The 13,671-nt window shown below is 59.8% G+C and carries 15 protein-coding genes; 9 read left to right on the top strand and 6 right to left on the bottom strand.

All coding sequences use genetic code 11. The features are described from left to right. Positions 1 to 36: 36 nt before the first annotated feature. Positions 37 to 669, bottom strand: coding sequence for a TetR/AcrR family transcriptional regulator (locus GSQ93_RS15665; RefSeq protein WP_158936571.1), 633 nt, complete (start codon positions 667 to 669; stop codon positions 37 to 39). A 474-nt stretch (positions 670 to 1,143) separates the two neighbouring features. Between GSQ93_RS15665 and rsxB the strand changes: the two genes are divergently transcribed. The 3 genes from rsxB (at position 1,144) to GSQ93_RS15650 (ending at position 3,269) form a co-directional block, all read left to right on the top strand. Beyond that, entirely contained in the window at positions 1,144 to 2,076 is a 933-nt protein-coding gene (rsxB, locus tag GSQ93_RS15660) for an electron transport complex subunit RsxB (RefSeq protein ID WP_158936570.1), read from the top strand. 5 nt (positions 2,077 to 2,081) lie between these two features. Next, positions 2,082 to 2,726, top strand: a complete 645-nt coding sequence (gene nth, locus GSQ93_RS15655) for an endonuclease III (protein WP_158936569.1) — start codon at positions 2,082 to 2,084, stop codon at positions 2,724 to 2,726. 111 nt (positions 2,727 to 2,837) lie between these two features. Then, on the top strand, positions 2,838 to 3,269 hold the full coding sequence (locus GSQ93_RS15650) for a DUF1841 family protein (protein ID WP_031361310.1): 432 nt from the start codon (positions 2,838 to 2,840) through the stop codon (positions 3,267 to 3,269). A 109-nt stretch (positions 3,270 to 3,378) separates the two neighbouring features. On the opposite strand, the gene GSQ93_RS15645 is transcribed toward GSQ93_RS15650, so the two are convergent. Both GSQ93_RS15645 and GSQ93_RS15640 read right to left on the bottom strand, forming a co-directional pair. Continuing rightward, the gene (locus GSQ93_RS15645) at positions 3,379 to 3,684 is read right to left on the bottom strand and encodes a c-type cytochrome (RefSeq protein ID WP_254073909.1); all 306 of its coding nucleotides are present in this window, start codon (positions 3,682 to 3,684) and stop codon (positions 3,379 to 3,381) included. Between the two features lie 154 nt (positions 3,685 to 3,838). After that, positions 3,839 to 4,204 carry a c-type cytochrome gene (locus GSQ93_RS15640; RefSeq protein ID WP_097261818.1) on the bottom strand — a complete coding sequence of 122 codons (366 nt, stop codon included), beginning with the start codon at positions 4,202 to 4,204 and terminating at the stop codon, positions 3,839 to 3,841. Positions 4,205 to 4,618: 414 nt separating this feature from the next. Between GSQ93_RS15640 and GSQ93_RS15635 the strand changes: the two genes are divergently transcribed. The 6 genes from GSQ93_RS15635 (at position 4,619) to GSQ93_RS15610 (ending at position 10,499) form a co-directional block, all read left to right on the top strand. Further along, positions 4,619 to 5,461, top strand: coding sequence for a MoxR family ATPase (locus GSQ93_RS15635; protein ID WP_158936567.1), 843 nt, complete (start codon positions 4,619 to 4,621; stop codon positions 5,459 to 5,461). Positions 5,462 to 5,474: 13 nt separating this feature from the next. Then, positions 5,475 to 6,089 carry a GNAT family N-acetyltransferase gene (locus tag GSQ93_RS15630; RefSeq protein ID WP_158936566.1) on the top strand — a complete coding sequence of 205 codons (615 nt, stop codon included), beginning with the start codon at positions 5,475 to 5,477 and terminating at the stop codon, positions 6,087 to 6,089. 28 nt (positions 6,090 to 6,117) lie between these two features. Continuing rightward, positions 6,118 to 7,293, top strand: coding sequence for a VWA domain-containing protein (locus tag GSQ93_RS15625; RefSeq protein WP_158936565.1), 1,176 nt, complete (start codon positions 6,118 to 6,120; stop codon positions 7,291 to 7,293). A 184-nt stretch (positions 7,294 to 7,477) separates the two neighbouring features. After that, on the top strand, positions 7,478 to 8,665 hold the full coding sequence (locus GSQ93_RS15620; protein ID WP_158936564.1) for a benzoate/H(+) symporter BenE family transporter: 1,188 nt from the start codon (positions 7,478 to 7,480) through the stop codon (positions 8,663 to 8,665). A gap of 294 nt (positions 8,666 to 8,959) precedes the next feature. Beyond that, positions 8,960 to 9,913: a transaldolase gene (tal, locus tag GSQ93_RS15615; RefSeq protein ID WP_158936563.1), complete on the top strand. Its 954-nt coding sequence runs from the start codon at positions 8,960 to 8,962 to the stop codon at positions 9,911 to 9,913. Positions 9,914 to 10,082: 169 nt separating this feature from the next. Next, a complete protein-coding gene (locus GSQ93_RS15610) occupies positions 10,083 to 10,499 on the top strand; it encodes a VOC family protein (protein WP_158936562.1) in 417 nt (138 codons plus the stop codon). Between the two features lie 32 nt (positions 10,500 to 10,531). Here GSQ93_RS15610 and GSQ93_RS15605 read toward each other — a convergent pair whose 3' ends face one another. The 3 genes from GSQ93_RS15605 to GSQ93_RS15595 form a co-directional block, all read right to left on the bottom strand. Next, positions 10,532 to 11,641, bottom strand: coding sequence for an FUSC family protein (locus GSQ93_RS15605; protein ID WP_158936561.1), 1,110 nt, complete (start codon positions 11,639 to 11,641; stop codon positions 10,532 to 10,534). A 153-nt stretch (positions 11,642 to 11,794) separates the two neighbouring features. Further along, entirely contained in the window at positions 11,795 to 13,345 is a 1,551-nt protein-coding gene (gene mctP / locus GSQ93_RS15600) for a monocarboxylate uptake permease MctP (RefSeq protein WP_158936847.1), read from the bottom strand. Then, positions 13,345 to 13,599, bottom strand: coding sequence for a DUF3311 domain-containing protein (locus GSQ93_RS15595; protein ID WP_158936560.1), 255 nt, complete (start codon positions 13,597 to 13,599; stop codon positions 13,345 to 13,347). The genes mctP and GSQ93_RS15595 overlap by 1 nt, the downstream gene beginning before the upstream one ends. Between the last annotated feature and the right edge of the window lie 72 nt (positions 13,600 to 13,671).

Genomic DNA, 13,671 nt, shown 5'->3' with positions numbered 1-13,671 from the left:
CTCTGCGGCGACAAAGGCCGCGAGGAAGCCAAGTCCTCAGCGTCGCAACAAATACGCGAGCAGCAATTCCGTGTTCATCTTGATGATTTCATCGCGTTCGGCGTCGCGGCTGAAGTCGAGTCCGAATGTGGCTTCGAGCGTATATCGGTTCGATACGATGTAATAGCCGAGACCCGACAAGGTCACGTAAAAACGCAGCGGGTCGACGTTATTGCGAAATAGTCCGGCATGCTGACCACGTTCAAGAATTTTCGCGAGCGTGGCGACCACCGGCGATATCAATTCCCGGATTCGCGTGGAACCCTTTATATAGCGGGCTTCGTGCAGATTTTCGTTATTGATGAGCCGCAAAAGTTCGGGATGCTCACGATAATAATTCCAGATGAAATGCGCCAGTTGCGTGATGGCTTCGACGGGCGCGATCCCATCGAGGTCCAGCGTCTTTTCAGCCTCTGTGAGCGCGGCGAATGCATGTTCGAGCACGGCCGTGAACAACTGCTCCTTGCTGCCGAAATAATAGTAGAGCATTCGCTCGTTGGTTTCGGCACGGCGTGCAATCTGGTCGACACGCGCGCCAAACAAGCCACCCGCAGCGAATTCCTCTGCGGCGGCGAGCAGGATGCGACGGCGTGTACCCTCGGGATCTCTTTTGATTTTTGGCTGGTTCATGGTGGCTTTGTGATCGACAAACCGCGTTATCGGGATATCGTCACGCGTTCCCGTGTCCACAGGAAGCATGCGATGGATCGGTTACGCCAACGTGAGTGGGGAATACCGTCCTGCAGTCAATCGAAAGCGATTTGATTATGTGCACATCGTTGGCATGTTGGCAATTGGGAATGATTGGGAACAGCTTGAAATTCGGCGATAATGCCGCTTCCCGTGCAACGGCCGGAAACGCTCTCAAAAATGAGCACGAACCGGAGCGGTCGACATGTTCCCACGCGCCGTCATCGGATATCGCCGAATACGGATCATATGGATCGGGCCATGCCAATCGTCTGTTGTCTGTTTCGTCTGTCCCCAAGCCAGGCCAACGTCAGATGAGCAGACCGTTCGTGTTGCGAATGAGTTGAGTTCGCGCGAAGGTCACGAGCCGGTGCCCGCCCCCCACGCTGTTAGCAAGCCGTTAATGTGACTGTAGTGACTGCAATCTCTTCCAAGACTCTCGCCGACCAGATCGAAGACCGGCTGCCCCAGACGCAATGCACCAAATGCGGCTATCCCGCTTGCCGGCCGTACGCCGAGGCCATTGCCGCAGGCGAGGCAAACTACAACCAGTGCCCGCCCGGCGGACAGGAAGGCGTAGTGCGCCTGGCCAGCCTCCTCGGCATGCCCGTCATTGCGCTCAATCCGGATAACGGCTTGGAACGACCACGGCCGCTTGCGATCATCGACGAGAATCTTTGCATCGGATGCACGCTCTGTCTGCAGGCATGTCCAGTCGATGCAATCATCGGTGCAGCGAAGCAGATGCACACGATCATCCCCGAGCTCTGTACCGGTTGCGACCTGTGCGTGCCGCCCTGCCCGGTCGATTGCATCGCCATGGTCCCGGTCACGGGCGAGAAGACCGGCTGGGACGCATGGAGCCAGCAGGAAGCCGACGCGGCGCGCGAGCGGCACGACTTGCGCCAGGCACGCCTCGCACGTGAACGCGACGCGGCCGAAGCGCGCAAGGCGGCACGTATGGCTGAGGCGTCGGATGGTGAGCCGCGCAGTGAGCCGCGCAGTGAGCCGGGTACTCAGCTCGATACTCAACCGGATGGATCGGTTGCATCAAAAACGGCGCAACCCGCCACCACCGCTGACGATGACGCGCAGGCAAAAAAGCGCGCCATCATCCAGGCAGCGATGGACCGTGCGCGCCAGAAGAAAGAAGAACTGGCCAGACTCGGCGCGGGGCCAAAAAACATCGACGCGGTCAGCCCCGAGGTTCAGGCGCAGATCGATGCAGCGGAAGCGCGGCGACGCCGGCTTGGCATGATCCCCACAGATGACGACAAAAGTTCGACGCCTGCTGCCGAGCCCGACATCAAACCTGATAACGCGTCGGACAACGATCAGAAAGCCTGAACACGATGAACGCCAAAAAACGTCACGCGATCTTTGAAACGCTGCAAAGCCTGAACCCGCATCCGACCACCGAACTCGAGCATGAATCGCCGTTCGAATTGCTGATCTCGGTGCTGTTGTCGGCGCAAGCCACCGATGTCTCCGTGAACAAGGCTATGCGGCGCATGTACCCGGTCGCCAACACGCCGGCCAAGGTGCTCGCGCTCGGTGAAGAAGGCGTGACTGAGTACATCAAGACCATCGGATTGTTCCGGACGAAAGCGAAGAACGTGATCGCCACGTGCAAGATCCTGCTGGAGCAATACGGTGGCGAGGTCCCGGATGATCGCGAGGCGCTCGAAGCACTCCCCGGCGTAGGACGGAAGACCGCGAACGTGATTCTGAATACGGCGTTCGGTCATCCGGCCATCGCGGTGGATACGCATATCTTTCGGGTATCGAACCGGACTGGGCTCGCGCCCGGGAAAGACGTGCGGGCGGTAGAAACGGCGTTGGAAAAATTCGTCCCCGATGAATTCAAACAGGACGCCCATCACTGGCTGATCCTGCACGGCCGTTACGTATGCCGGGCACGCGTGCCGGAATGCTGGCATTGCGCGATCGAGCCGCTGTGCGAGTTCCGGCCGAAGACACCAGCGCCTATCGAATAAACGTCGGGCAAACGACGCGAGCCGAAGCGGGCTAACCGAAGCGGGCGAGAGACGGCGATGCAGCTTAAAATGAGCCTCTGAAAACGACACCCGCAAGCCGCCTCCATAACCATGTTCAACCCCAGCCGCGACGAAGTTCGCCAATTTTTTACCGATACCTGGCGCAAGCAGCGCGAGGGCGGCGTCCTGACGCCGCTTGAGAGCATTGCGGCAGACTGGATCGGTGAACATCCTGAATACCAGCAAGAACTCGCCGATCCCGACGTCGCCCATGCCGACTACTCGCCGGATCAGGGCAAGAGCAACCCGTTTTTGCATTTATCGATGCATCTTGCGATTACCGAGCAACTGTCCATCGATCAACCGCCCGGCATCCGGCGCGCACATGAGCGGCTGGTCGGCCGGATGGGTTCGACGCACGACGCTCAGCACGCGATCATGGAATGCCTTGGGCAGATCATCTGGGAATCACAGCGCAACAACACGCCGCCGGACACCGACGCGTATCTTGCACTGATCGAACAGCGGGCGTCACGAGACTAAGGGCTGAAGGTCGTAGCCTGCATCAAAAACGAAAACACCCCGCGGGTCATTCACCGGCGGGGTGTTTTTTCATGCGCTCAGCAAAACAGCAACAACGATCCGGCGATGCTTACTTCTTCACGACCAGATCGCCGTCCAACGATTCGATATACGCCGAAATGTCTTTCAGGTCGCTTTGCGACAAGCTTTGCACCTGCGCGGCCATGATCGGGTTGCTACGCCCGAAGTTCGGATTGCCGTTGCCCATCTGGTACTGGCGCAGCGCCCAGTAGAGATAGTCGGCGTGCTGGCCTGCGAGCTTCGGATATTCCGCGCTCACCGGCTTGTTCAGGTTCGGGCCGTGGCAGGCCGCGCAATTGTGGGCCTCGGTGAGCACCTTGCCATTGCCTGCATCGGCTGCATGCGCCGGCTGCATGGCCAGAGCGCCGATAACGCCGATCAGCCCGGCTGCCGTGCATGTTGTCTTGAACACTGTGTCGAGTGCCTTCATGAATTCTCCTATCCGCGATTAGTGATTACCGGGTGACGGGCGCCCTTGATCTGACGGTCAGATGGGGGCGCAACGCGGATCACTTGTCGGGATTGTTCTTCGAAGAGGGGGTTTGCGCGGCGTAGTACGCAGCGATGTCGGCTATATCCTGATCGGACAGCGTGGTCGCTATGCCATGCATCGTCTCGAAATGGCGATCGCCCTTCTTGTAGGCATGCAGCGCGTTCTCAATGTAGCGGGCACTCTGGCCGCCGAGCATGGGAACCCGGTACACCTCGGGATACGCGGTGCGGTAACCGGGAATGCCGTGGCACCCGATACACATCGCAACTTTGCCCTGGGCTGCTTTCGCGTTGCCCACGACATCGGCGGATGCCTGTGTCGCGAAGCCGGCAAGCCCCGACAGCGCTGCGATCACGGCACATTTGCCGACGAATTTATTCATAGCTTCTAACCTGGCATGAGGGGAAATCCGGCACCTTGGACGCCTGGCGTTCCGGGACTTTCTCGGGACTGGTCAAACGAACGCGCACTGACTGAATGCCACCTCGGAGCGCTGATCCGTTTTCCAGCCACGCGGGCCAAAAAAATCGCGCTAATTGTACCGCGCGACCTACCCTGCGTCCACCGGCCGCAGCGGGGTCGGCCCCATCGCACAAGGCCGCGCCGCCTGGGGTCCAGGGGGCTGCGACAATCTGTCCGATGGACATTTGTTTCTCCTTCGGCAACAAAGCACGCGATTAGGCTCGGCCAAGATCAAATCAGCCCGGGTTAGCCCGACCGGCGGCGTTTCTGGGCGCGACGCCTGTAAAACCCTTCTGACTTATACTGCAATTTTTCCTTCTCCGAGGGACGCGTCATGCGTTTTGAAGGTTCATCGCAATACGTCGCCACCGACGATCTCAAGCTCGCCGTCAACGCTGCCATCACCTTGCAGCGCCCGCTCCTGATCAAGGGCGAGCCCGGCACCGGCAAGACCATGCTGGCTGAGGAAGTCGCCGCCGCGCTCGGCATGCCGCTCCTGCAATGGCACATCAAGTCGACCACAAAGGCCCAGCAAGGCCTTTACGAGTACGACGCGGTGTCGCGCCTGCGCGATTCCCAGCTCGGCGACGAGCGCGTGAAGGACATTCGCAATTACATCGTCAAGGGTGTGCTGTGGCAGGCGTTCGACGCCGATGTACCCGGCGTGCTGCTGATCGATGAAATCGATAAAGCGGACATCGAATTCCCGAACGATTTGCTGCGCGAACTCGACCGGATGGAATTCTATGTATACGAGACTCACGAGCTGGTGAAAGCGAAACACCGGCCGCTGGTGATCATTACATCGAACAACGAGAAGGAACTGCCCGACGCATTCCTGCGCCGCTGCTTTTTCCACTACATCAAATTCCCCGAACCCACGACGATGAAGCAGATCGTCGAGGTGCATTTTCCCGGCATCAAGCAGGAACTGCTCGCTGCCGCGATGCAAAGTTTCTTCGAGTTGCGCAATGTATCCGGGCTGAAGAAGAAACCGTCGACATCGGAATTGCTTGACTGGTTGAAGCTGCTGCTGGCCGAGGATATTGGCCCGGAAGCGCTGCGCTCCACCGATCAGAAACAAGTCATCCCGCCGTTGCATGGCGCGTTGCTTAAGAACGAACAAGACCTGAGCCTGTTCGAGCGCCTGTTGTTCATGAACCGCAACAACCGTTGAAAGGGCTGCACGCATGAGCCGCTGGATCGATCCGGTTACGCTGGAAGGCAGCTATGTGAGACTCGTACCGCTCGAACGCGCGCATTTGGACGCGCTCGCCAGCGCCGCCGCGGACGGCGAGTTGTGGAAGCTGTGGTACACGAGCGTCCCTTCGCCCGACACCATCGCCGCCTGGATGGACACGGCGCTCGCCATGCGCGATTCAGCCGGCGTGCAACCGTTCACCATCATCGATGCAAGGACAGGCGACGTGGTCGGCAGCACGCGGTATATGAATGTCGAGGCGGCGCATCGGCGGCTGGAGATTGGCAACACGTGGTATGCCAAACGCGTGCAGCGCACCGCGATAAACACCGAGGCCAAGCTGCTTTTGCTCTCGCATGCATTCGATACGCTGAAGACCATCGCCGTCGAGTTCCGGACTCACTTCATGAACCGTCAATCGCGCGCGGCTATTGCGCGGCTGGGCGCGAAGGAAGACGGGATTCTGCGCAATCACCAGATCGGCCGGGACGGCATTTACCGCGATACCGTGGTGTTTTCGATTATCGAGTCCGAGTGGCCGGCCGTGCGCGCGAATTTGCGCGCGAAACTCGAAGCGCGGTTCGACTCGTCGCGCAACTCGTAGCGCGACTGATTGGGGCAAGGAGCCCGGCATGCTGATCGACTTTTTCTATTCTCTGCGCGGCGCCAAGCTACCGGTTTCGGTCAAGGAATACCTGACGCTGCTTGAAGCGCTCAAGGCTCAGGTAATCGGGCCGTCTATTGACGAGTTCTATTTTCTCGCGCGCATGACGCTGATCAAGGACGAGAAATACTTCGATAAATTCGATCAGGCGTTCGGCGCCTATTTCAACGGCATCGCGACACTCGATGAAAACGCGTTCGATGTGCCGCTCGACTGGCTCAAGAAACGGCTGGAGCGGGATTTCACGCCCGAGGAAAAACGCCAGATAGAAGCGCTTGGCGGTATCGACAAGTTGATGGAACGGCTGAAAGAGCTCCTCGAAGAACAAAATGAACGGCACGAAGGCGGCAGTAAGTGGATTGGTTCAGGCGGGACGTCGCCGTTCGGCAATGGCGGGTTTAATCCGGAAGGGATTCGGATTGGCGGGGATTCCGCAGGAAATCGAACGGCCGTCAAGGTCTGGGATGAACGCGCGTACAAGGATTACGACGATCAGGTCGAGATCGGAACGCGCAATATCAAAGTGGCATTGCGGCGCTTGCGGCGTTTCGCGCGCGAAGGCGCCGCCGATGAACTCGATCTCCCCGACACCATTCGCAGTACCGCCGCCAATGCTGGCTGGCTAGATATAAAGATGGTGCCGGAGCGTCACAATAAGGTGAAAGTCCTGATGCTGCTGGATGTAGGCGGGTCGATGGACGACCACATCAAGCGCGTTGAAGAACTCTTTTCCGCGGCGAAATCCGAGTTCAAGCATCTGGAGTTTTTCTACTTCCACAACTGCGTTTATGACTATCTCTGGAAAAACAACCGGAGACGGCATGGCGAGCGCACCGCCACGTTTGATGTCCTGCACAAATATTCGCCGGACACAAAGCTGATTTTTGTCGGCGATGCAACCATGAGTCCCTACGAGGTCGTTCAACCCGGTGGATCGGTTGAATATAACAACGCCGAAGCCGGCGCGGTCTGGCTAAGACGGCTCGCCGATCAGTTCCCCCATTTCGCCTGGCTCAATCCTGAGCCTGAGAGGCTGTGGGAATATCGGCAATCGGTGTCGATTATTCGGCAAATATTGGGCGGTCGGATGTTTGGGTTGACGCTTGGCGGACTTGAAAGCGCGATGCGAGCGCTTTCTAAATAGCTCACGCGCGTTACGCGGAGCCTTTCCCTCGCGCGGCTCAATCCGCACTCAAGGGTTTATACCGCCCCCTTTGCCCGTTTTATCCACATCACTTTAAAGTGGCACGGCGATTTTTTTTCAGACTGTCACTGCCCTTAATTCAGTCCGGCCAGTACGATCTGCGATCGCCTTTCCAGGATTTCGCATGAATCCGCCCGCCACGACCCTCCGCCCCTTCGCCGATTCCTCCGTCTCCGCGCTTGTTGCCGGATTCGTCGCCATGATGACGGGCTATACCAGTGCGCTCGTCCTCATGTTCCAGGCCGGGCGCGCCGCCCATCTCTCCGATGCGCAGATTTCCTCCTGGATCTGGGCTCTTTCCATTGGCATGGCGTTGTGCACGATCGGCCTTTCGCTCAAGTTTCGCGCGCCGATCGTTGCCGCCTGGTCGACGCCCGGCGCCGCCCTGCTCGTAACATCGCTCCCGAACGTGGCGTACCCGGACGCCATCGGCGCGTTCGTGGTCTGCGCGGTGTTGCTCACCATCGTGGGCTTGACCGGCTGGTTTGATACGCTCATGCGAAAAATCCCCGCCAGCATTGCCGCCGCCCTGCTGGCAGGCATCCTGTTCGAGATCGGCATCGAGATATTCAAGGCCGCGCAGTTCCAGACCGCCCTCGTCCTGGCGATGTTCTTCACCTATCTGATCGTGAAACGCCTCGCGCCCCGCTATGCCATCCTCATGACGCTCGTGGTCGGCATCGTGGCGGCCGGGTCGCTCGGTTTGCTCGACTTCAGCCAGTTCCACGTCGCGCTCGCCCATCCCGTTTTCACGCTGCCGCACTTCTCGCTCGCGGCGGTCATCAGTATCGGCATACCGCTGTTCGTGGTCGCGGTGGCCTCGCAGAACGTTCCCGGCATCGCCGTGCTGCGCGCGGACGGTTATGACACGCCGTCCGCACCGCTGATCGCGACAACCGGCCTTGCGTCGCTTGTGCTCGCGCCGTTCGGCTCGCACGGCATCAACCTGGCCGCGATCACCGCCGCCATCTGCACTGGCCCCGAAGCCCACGAAGACCCATCGAAGCGCTACATGGCCGCCGTCTGGTGCGGAATTTTCTATCTCCTGGCCGGCGTGTTCGGTGCAACCATCTCCGCCTTGTTCGCGTCGATGCCGAAAGCGCTGGTCGTCTCAGTCGCCGCGCTGGCCTTGTTCGGCTCGATCATGGGCGGTCTCACCAACGCGATGAGCGACCCGCGCCAGCGGGAAGCCGCCCTCGTCACGTTCATGGTTACCGCGTCGGGACTGACGCTGCTGTCGATAGGCTCGGCGTTCTGGGGCCTGGTAGCGGGCGTCGTCACGCAGATTGTGCTCAACGCGCGGCGGGCGTAGATTGATCGTATCGACGCAAAATGGTCACGCGAACCACGTGTAATGGGGCGTGTGTCGATGCTGGGCTCTGGCATTGGAATTGCGCACGAGACAGGGGTATGCGTTTTGCACATCCCCAGCCGCGAACCACCGCGTTCTCTGCGCCAAATGGCGCGGCAGGAATAGAATGGCAATCTTGGGCGAGCCGCTCGCCAGCAGCATTGGCGCAGCACCAGCACCGGCGGCCTCGCAAAACCCTTTCACCCGCGGGCACTCCGCATCTTTGACAACGGCATAACGCGCCGAAGACCAGATATGACCACCGCTCTCGACCAGCTCAAGCAATACACCACCGTCGTCGCCGATACCGGCAACTTCCAGCAACTCGACGAGTTCAAGCCGCAAGACGCGACCACGAATCCGTCGCTGATCCTCAAGGCCGTCCAGAACGATGCCTACAAACCGCTGCTCGAGAAGACCGTCAAGGAACACGCGAGCAAGCCGATGGGTCAGATCATCGACCAGTTGCTGATCGCTTTCGGCAAGGAAATCCTGAAGATCGTCCCGGGCCGTGTATCGACCGAAGTGGACGCGCGCCTGTCGTTCGACATCAAAGGTTCCATTGCGAAGGGTCACGACATCATCAAGCTGTATGAGGACTCGGGCATTGACCGCAAGCGCATCCTCGTCAAGCTGGCATCGACATGGGAAGGCATCCGCGCAATGGAAGTGCTGCAGAAGGAAGGCATCCACTGCAACATGACGCTGCTGTTCTCGACCGCGCAAGCCGCGGCCGCAGCCGACGCCGGTGCGCAGCTGATCTCGCCGTTCGTCGGCCGCATCTATGACTGGTACAAGAAGTCGGCAGGCGCCGATTGGGACGCAGTCAAAATGGGTGGCGCGAACGATCCGGGCGTGCAGTCTGTGCGCAAGATCTACGCGTACTACAAGAAGTTCGGCTACAAGACCGAAGTGATGGGCGCGAGCTTTCGCACCGTCAGCCAGATCACCGAACTGGCCGGCTGTGACCTGCTGACCATCAGCCCGGATCTGCTGCAAAAGCTCGCCGAGAGCAATGACAAGGTTGAGCGCAAGCTGTCGCCGGAAGCGGTCGCGAACGATCAGGTAAGCAAGATCGAAGTCGATGAATCGAGCTTCCGCTTCCTCGTCAACGACGACGCAATGGCAACCGAAAAGCTCGCAGAAGGCATCCGCGCGTTCGCGGCCGATGCAGTCAAGCTCGAAAAACTGATCGAAGCGTTGAAATAATTTCGCGGTTGCAACACCTGTATTTCGCGTCTGAAAACGGGCTTCGGCGCTATTGCGCCGACGCCTTTTTTTATGCGGATCGAGGCTGCGGGGTGCGTTTTTAGCCCTCCGGCGTGGGCTAGACTTTTGGCACGGGCGGCGAAGTTGCCCGATTTACCAGGAGTTGCCAATGCGTCTCGAACCCTATTTGTTCTTCAACGGCCGCACCGAAGAAGCGCTCGCGTTCTACCAAAAAGCGCTCGGCGCGGAAACCTTGTCCATCCTCCATTTCAAGGATTCTCCCGAAGGCGTGAACGCCACGCCCGAATGGCTGGACAAGGTCATGCACGCGACATTCCGGATAGGGCAAAGCCTGATCATGGCGTCCGATGGCGTGAACGCCGCACCGCAGGTTTTCTCGGGTTTCAGCATTTCGATAGCCGCCGACGACATCGAATCCGGCCAGAAAATGTTTGAGGCACTCAGCGAGGGCGGCAACGTCCGGATGGCATGGCAACGGACGTTCTGGACAAGTGGATTCGGTATGGTGTCCGATCGATTCGGCATCCCGTGGATGGTGACCGTGATGGACGACCTCGAAGGATAGCGAACCGCTCGGAGCGGAAGATGCTCACCCGCTCATCGATGAAACGGTTGCGCGCCCTCGATGTTCCACTGCCGCTCGATCTCGATCAGCCGCAAGCGCAATCGGTCGACCTGTTCCGCCAGCCGTTGCGCGAGCCAGTACGGTCCCTGCAGTTCGGGTGCGAGGCTCGCCGCGATATTCGCCGTCTGTTCCAGTCGCACGGCCGCTGCGGCAGACCCGGTCGCGGCGTGCAGCAACCCCACGCGCCCAAAACGCAACGCGCGGGCAACCAGCAGCAACGTGTGGCGCACCGCGCGCTCGTCCGCGTGAGGGCTCCCGGCAAATCCCGGCGCGGCGGCCGGCATGGCTGCCGCCATCATTTCCAGCGCACTGAGAATTGACCTGTGCTGGCGCTGGATGTCGTCGAGCACCGCGACCGGCACGCCGATTTCTTTTCCCACCGACGCCAGCAATGAACGCGAGCTCACCAGCCGTGCGTTCATCGTGAGAAAGCGCTTGGTCAGGGTGTCGGCGGATATCGGCCGTCCTTCCATGATTGCGCCGTAAATCCGCGCGCTGTCGCGCATGTTGTCGGCGAGCCGGTAGCGCCACGAATAAGTGGCGTATTGCGGTAGCACGAACGAAAACGCGAGCGCAATCACAATCCCGATTAGCACCGTCAAGGTGCGCCACAGGCCGACTTCGATGGACAGGTCGCCGTGTCCCGCGACGATGATCGTCGTAATGGCCGTCAGCAGCGCGATATACCCCGGCTTGCCGATGGCGTGATACGCGCAGACGCCCGCTATTACCGCTAGGAGCACGTACGTGACCATGGTCGAATGGGTCGCCGATTGCAGCAGGATCAGCCCCAGCCCCAACGACGCGCCAAGCAGCGTACCCACCGCGCGCTCCGCTGCCTTCTTGCGAATATTGCCGTGATGCTGCAAGCCGCCGATCACCACGAGAAGGGTCACCGATGACCATTCGCCATGCGGAATATTGATACCCGAGGTCAGCGCGATCGACGCGAGCATGGCCAGCGCCACACGCACCGCGTGCAGGTATTTGGCGTAGCGATAACGGAAATACGGCGAGCCAAGCACATGCAGGGCGCGCCGTGCCTGGCTACGGTGAGGCCGGGTCGTATCGGTCGAGGACATGCGGTTCCGATGAGTTGACGGGCAAAAGACGGGCAAAAGCTTGATGAACCGGGCGCCGAAAAACGAAACGCCCGCAACATCCGTTACGGGCGTTTTACCAGCTTTCGGGTCAGAACGGGGTTAGATTGCCCGTTTTTCCCGATCAAATCAGGATCAGGTTTCCGCGACGTCGAGATAATCCTCAGGACTCGTACGGTCGTCCGAGCGCTTGAGACCAATCACACGCACGGCAATGCTCACCACGATCGATACCACCAGGTTCACGACCAGCGCCCAGACCGCGGCGTAACCGGGAATCGCATAGCCGAACAGGTGGATCGTGAAGATCGAGCCAGCCAGTTTTAGCGATACCGCCATCCACGTACCCGTTGCAATGCCGGCAGCCCAGCCGAGCAGCAAGCCACGGTGATCCAGAACCCGCGTGTACAGGCCGAGCACCAGTGCCGGCAGCGTCTGGATAATCCAGATCCCGCCGAGCAGTTGCAACTGGATAGCGTAGGTCAGCGGCAATGCCAGGATAAACACAACCGCGCCCACCTTCACCAGCAGCGACACCAGCTTGGCGACATTAGTCTCCTGCTCCGGCGTCATGTTCGTGTTCACGAACTCCTTGTGCACGTTGCGCGTGTACAGGTTGGCCGCTGCGATCGACATGATGGCCGCCGGAACCAGCGCGCCAATACCGATAGCGGCAAACGCCACGCCCACGAACCACGACGGGAAGAAGTGCAGGAACAGTGCCGGGACGGCGAAGTTCGAACCGTACGCCTTGAAGTACGGGGCGAATTCCGGCATGTCCTTCACGCCCGATGCCAGCGCCATGTAACCCAGCAACGCGAGCAAACCGAGCACCAGCGAATACGCCGGCAGCAGCGCCATGTTGCGGCGGATCGTGTTACCCGACTTCGACGACAACACCGCCGTCACCGAGTGCGGATACAGGAACAGCGCAAGCGCCGATCCGACCGCCAGCGTGGCGTACGCGCTGTAACCGTTCAGGCTCGACGCATCCGGCGCCTTCAGCAGGATCTTCGCCGGATCGACATGGGCGAAGATTGCGCCGAAACCGCCGAGCTGCGCCGGAATGACGATAATTGCAGCGATGATCACAATGTAGATCAGCACGTCCTTCACGACCGCGATCATGGCCGGCGCGCGCAGGCCTGACGTGTACGTGTAGGCCGCGAGAATCGCGAACGCAATGATCAACGGCAGATCGCCGACGAAGCCCGTTGTATCGAAACCGAGCGCACCGATCACCACTTCAATACCGACCAGCTGCAACGCGATGTACGGCATGGTCGCAACAATCCCCGTCACGGCAATGGCCAACGCCAGCATGCGGCTGTTGTAGCGAGCGTGCACGAAGTCAGCCGCGGTAACGTAGCCGAACTTCTTCGAGATCGCCCAGAGCTTCGGGAACACCACGAAGGCGAACGGATAGATCAGGATGGTGTACGGCAACGCGAAAAAGCCGGTCGCGCCCGCGCCGAACACGAGTGCGGGAACCGCGACGAACGTGTACGCCGTATAAAGGTCGCCGCCCAGCAGGAACCACGTGACGATCGTGCCGAAGCGACGGCCGCCCAGGCCCCATTCATCGAGTTGTCCGAGATCGGCCTTGCGCCAGTGAGCAGCGACAAAACCCAGGATCGTCACGCCGACAAAAAACAGGACGAAGACGAAGGTTGCTGTGGAGTTCATCATCGCGGGCTCCCCGGCGTGAGCTTGGGAACATCGTGGATAGGCTTGGTCTTCAGATAGACCACGGCCGTAATCACCGCGCTGATCAGTACCCAGAGCAACTGGTACCAATAGAAAAACGGAAAGCCCATGAGCACAGGCTCGATCTTGTTGTAAAACGGCACCCAGACCACGCCGATCCACGGAAGAATCAGCAGCCAGAGCCACCGCTTGTTGCGAACTTGACCACTGGCGGTCACCGCCTCTTGAGCCATGACGCTCTCCTCTTTTCTTTTGAAATTGCTGCTTGACTGGGCCTGACGCGGGTCTCGCGGCAAAACATCAGT

Origin of the sequence: Burkholderia sp. S171, assembly GCF_009766085.1 — a bacterium.
Lineage (GTDB): Bacteria > Pseudomonadota > Gammaproteobacteria > Burkholderiales > Burkholderiaceae > Caballeronia.
Note: the sequence above shows the minus strand (reverse complement) of the source record. Positions and strands in the feature narration are given on the sequence as shown.

What these genes read in the sequence shown, in the direction of transcription:
- GSQ93_RS15665 (WP_158936571.1), bottom strand. Translation starts at nt 669, where the DNA reads ATGAACCAGCCAAAAATCAAAAGAGATCCCGAGGGTACACGCCGTCGC.
- GSQ93_RS15640 (WP_097261818.1), bottom strand. Translation starts at nt 4,204, where the DNA reads ATGAATAAATTCGTCGGCAAATGTGCCGTGATCGCAGCGCTGTCGGGG.
- GSQ93_RS15595 (WP_158936560.1), bottom strand. Translation starts at nt 13,599, where the DNA reads ATGGCTCAAGAGGCGGTGACCGCCAGTGGTCAAGTTCGCAACAAGCGG.
- GSQ93_RS15645 (WP_254073909.1), bottom strand. Translation starts at nt 3,684, where the DNA reads ATGCAGCCGGCGCATGCAGCCGATGCAGGCAATGGCAAGGTGCTCACC.
- GSQ93_RS15625 (WP_158936565.1), top strand. Translation starts at nt 6,118, where the DNA reads ATGCTGATCGACTTTTTCTATTCTCTGCGCGGCGCCAAGCTACCGGTT.
- GSQ93_RS15630 (WP_158936566.1), top strand. Translation starts at nt 5,475, where the DNA reads ATGAGCCGCTGGATCGATCCGGTTACGCTGGAAGGCAGCTATGTGAGA.
- GSQ93_RS15620 (WP_158936564.1), top strand. Translation starts at nt 7,478, where the DNA reads ATGAATCCGCCCGCCACGACCCTCCGCCCCTTCGCCGATTCCTCCGTC.
- tal (WP_158936563.1), top strand. Translation starts at nt 8,960, where the DNA reads ATGACCACCGCTCTCGACCAGCTCAAGCAATACACCACCGTCGTCGCC.
- GSQ93_RS15650 (WP_031361310.1), top strand. Translation starts at nt 2,838, where the DNA reads ATGTTCAACCCCAGCCGCGACGAAGTTCGCCAATTTTTTACCGATACC.
- GSQ93_RS15605 (WP_158936561.1), bottom strand. Translation starts at nt 11,641, where the DNA reads ATGTCCTCGACCGATACGACCCGGCCTCACCGTAGCCAGGCACGGCGC.
- GSQ93_RS15635 (WP_158936567.1), top strand. Translation starts at nt 4,619, where the DNA reads ATGCGTTTTGAAGGTTCATCGCAATACGTCGCCACCGACGATCTCAAG.
- GSQ93_RS15610 (WP_158936562.1), top strand. Translation starts at nt 10,083, where the DNA reads ATGCGTCTCGAACCCTATTTGTTCTTCAACGGCCGCACCGAAGAAGCG.
- mctP (WP_158936847.1), bottom strand. Translation starts at nt 13,345, where the DNA reads ATGAACTCCACAGCAACCTTCGTCTTCGTCCTGTTTTTTGTCGGCGTG.
- nth (WP_158936569.1), top strand. Translation starts at nt 2,082, where the DNA reads ATGAACGCCAAAAAACGTCACGCGATCTTTGAAACGCTGCAAAGCCTG.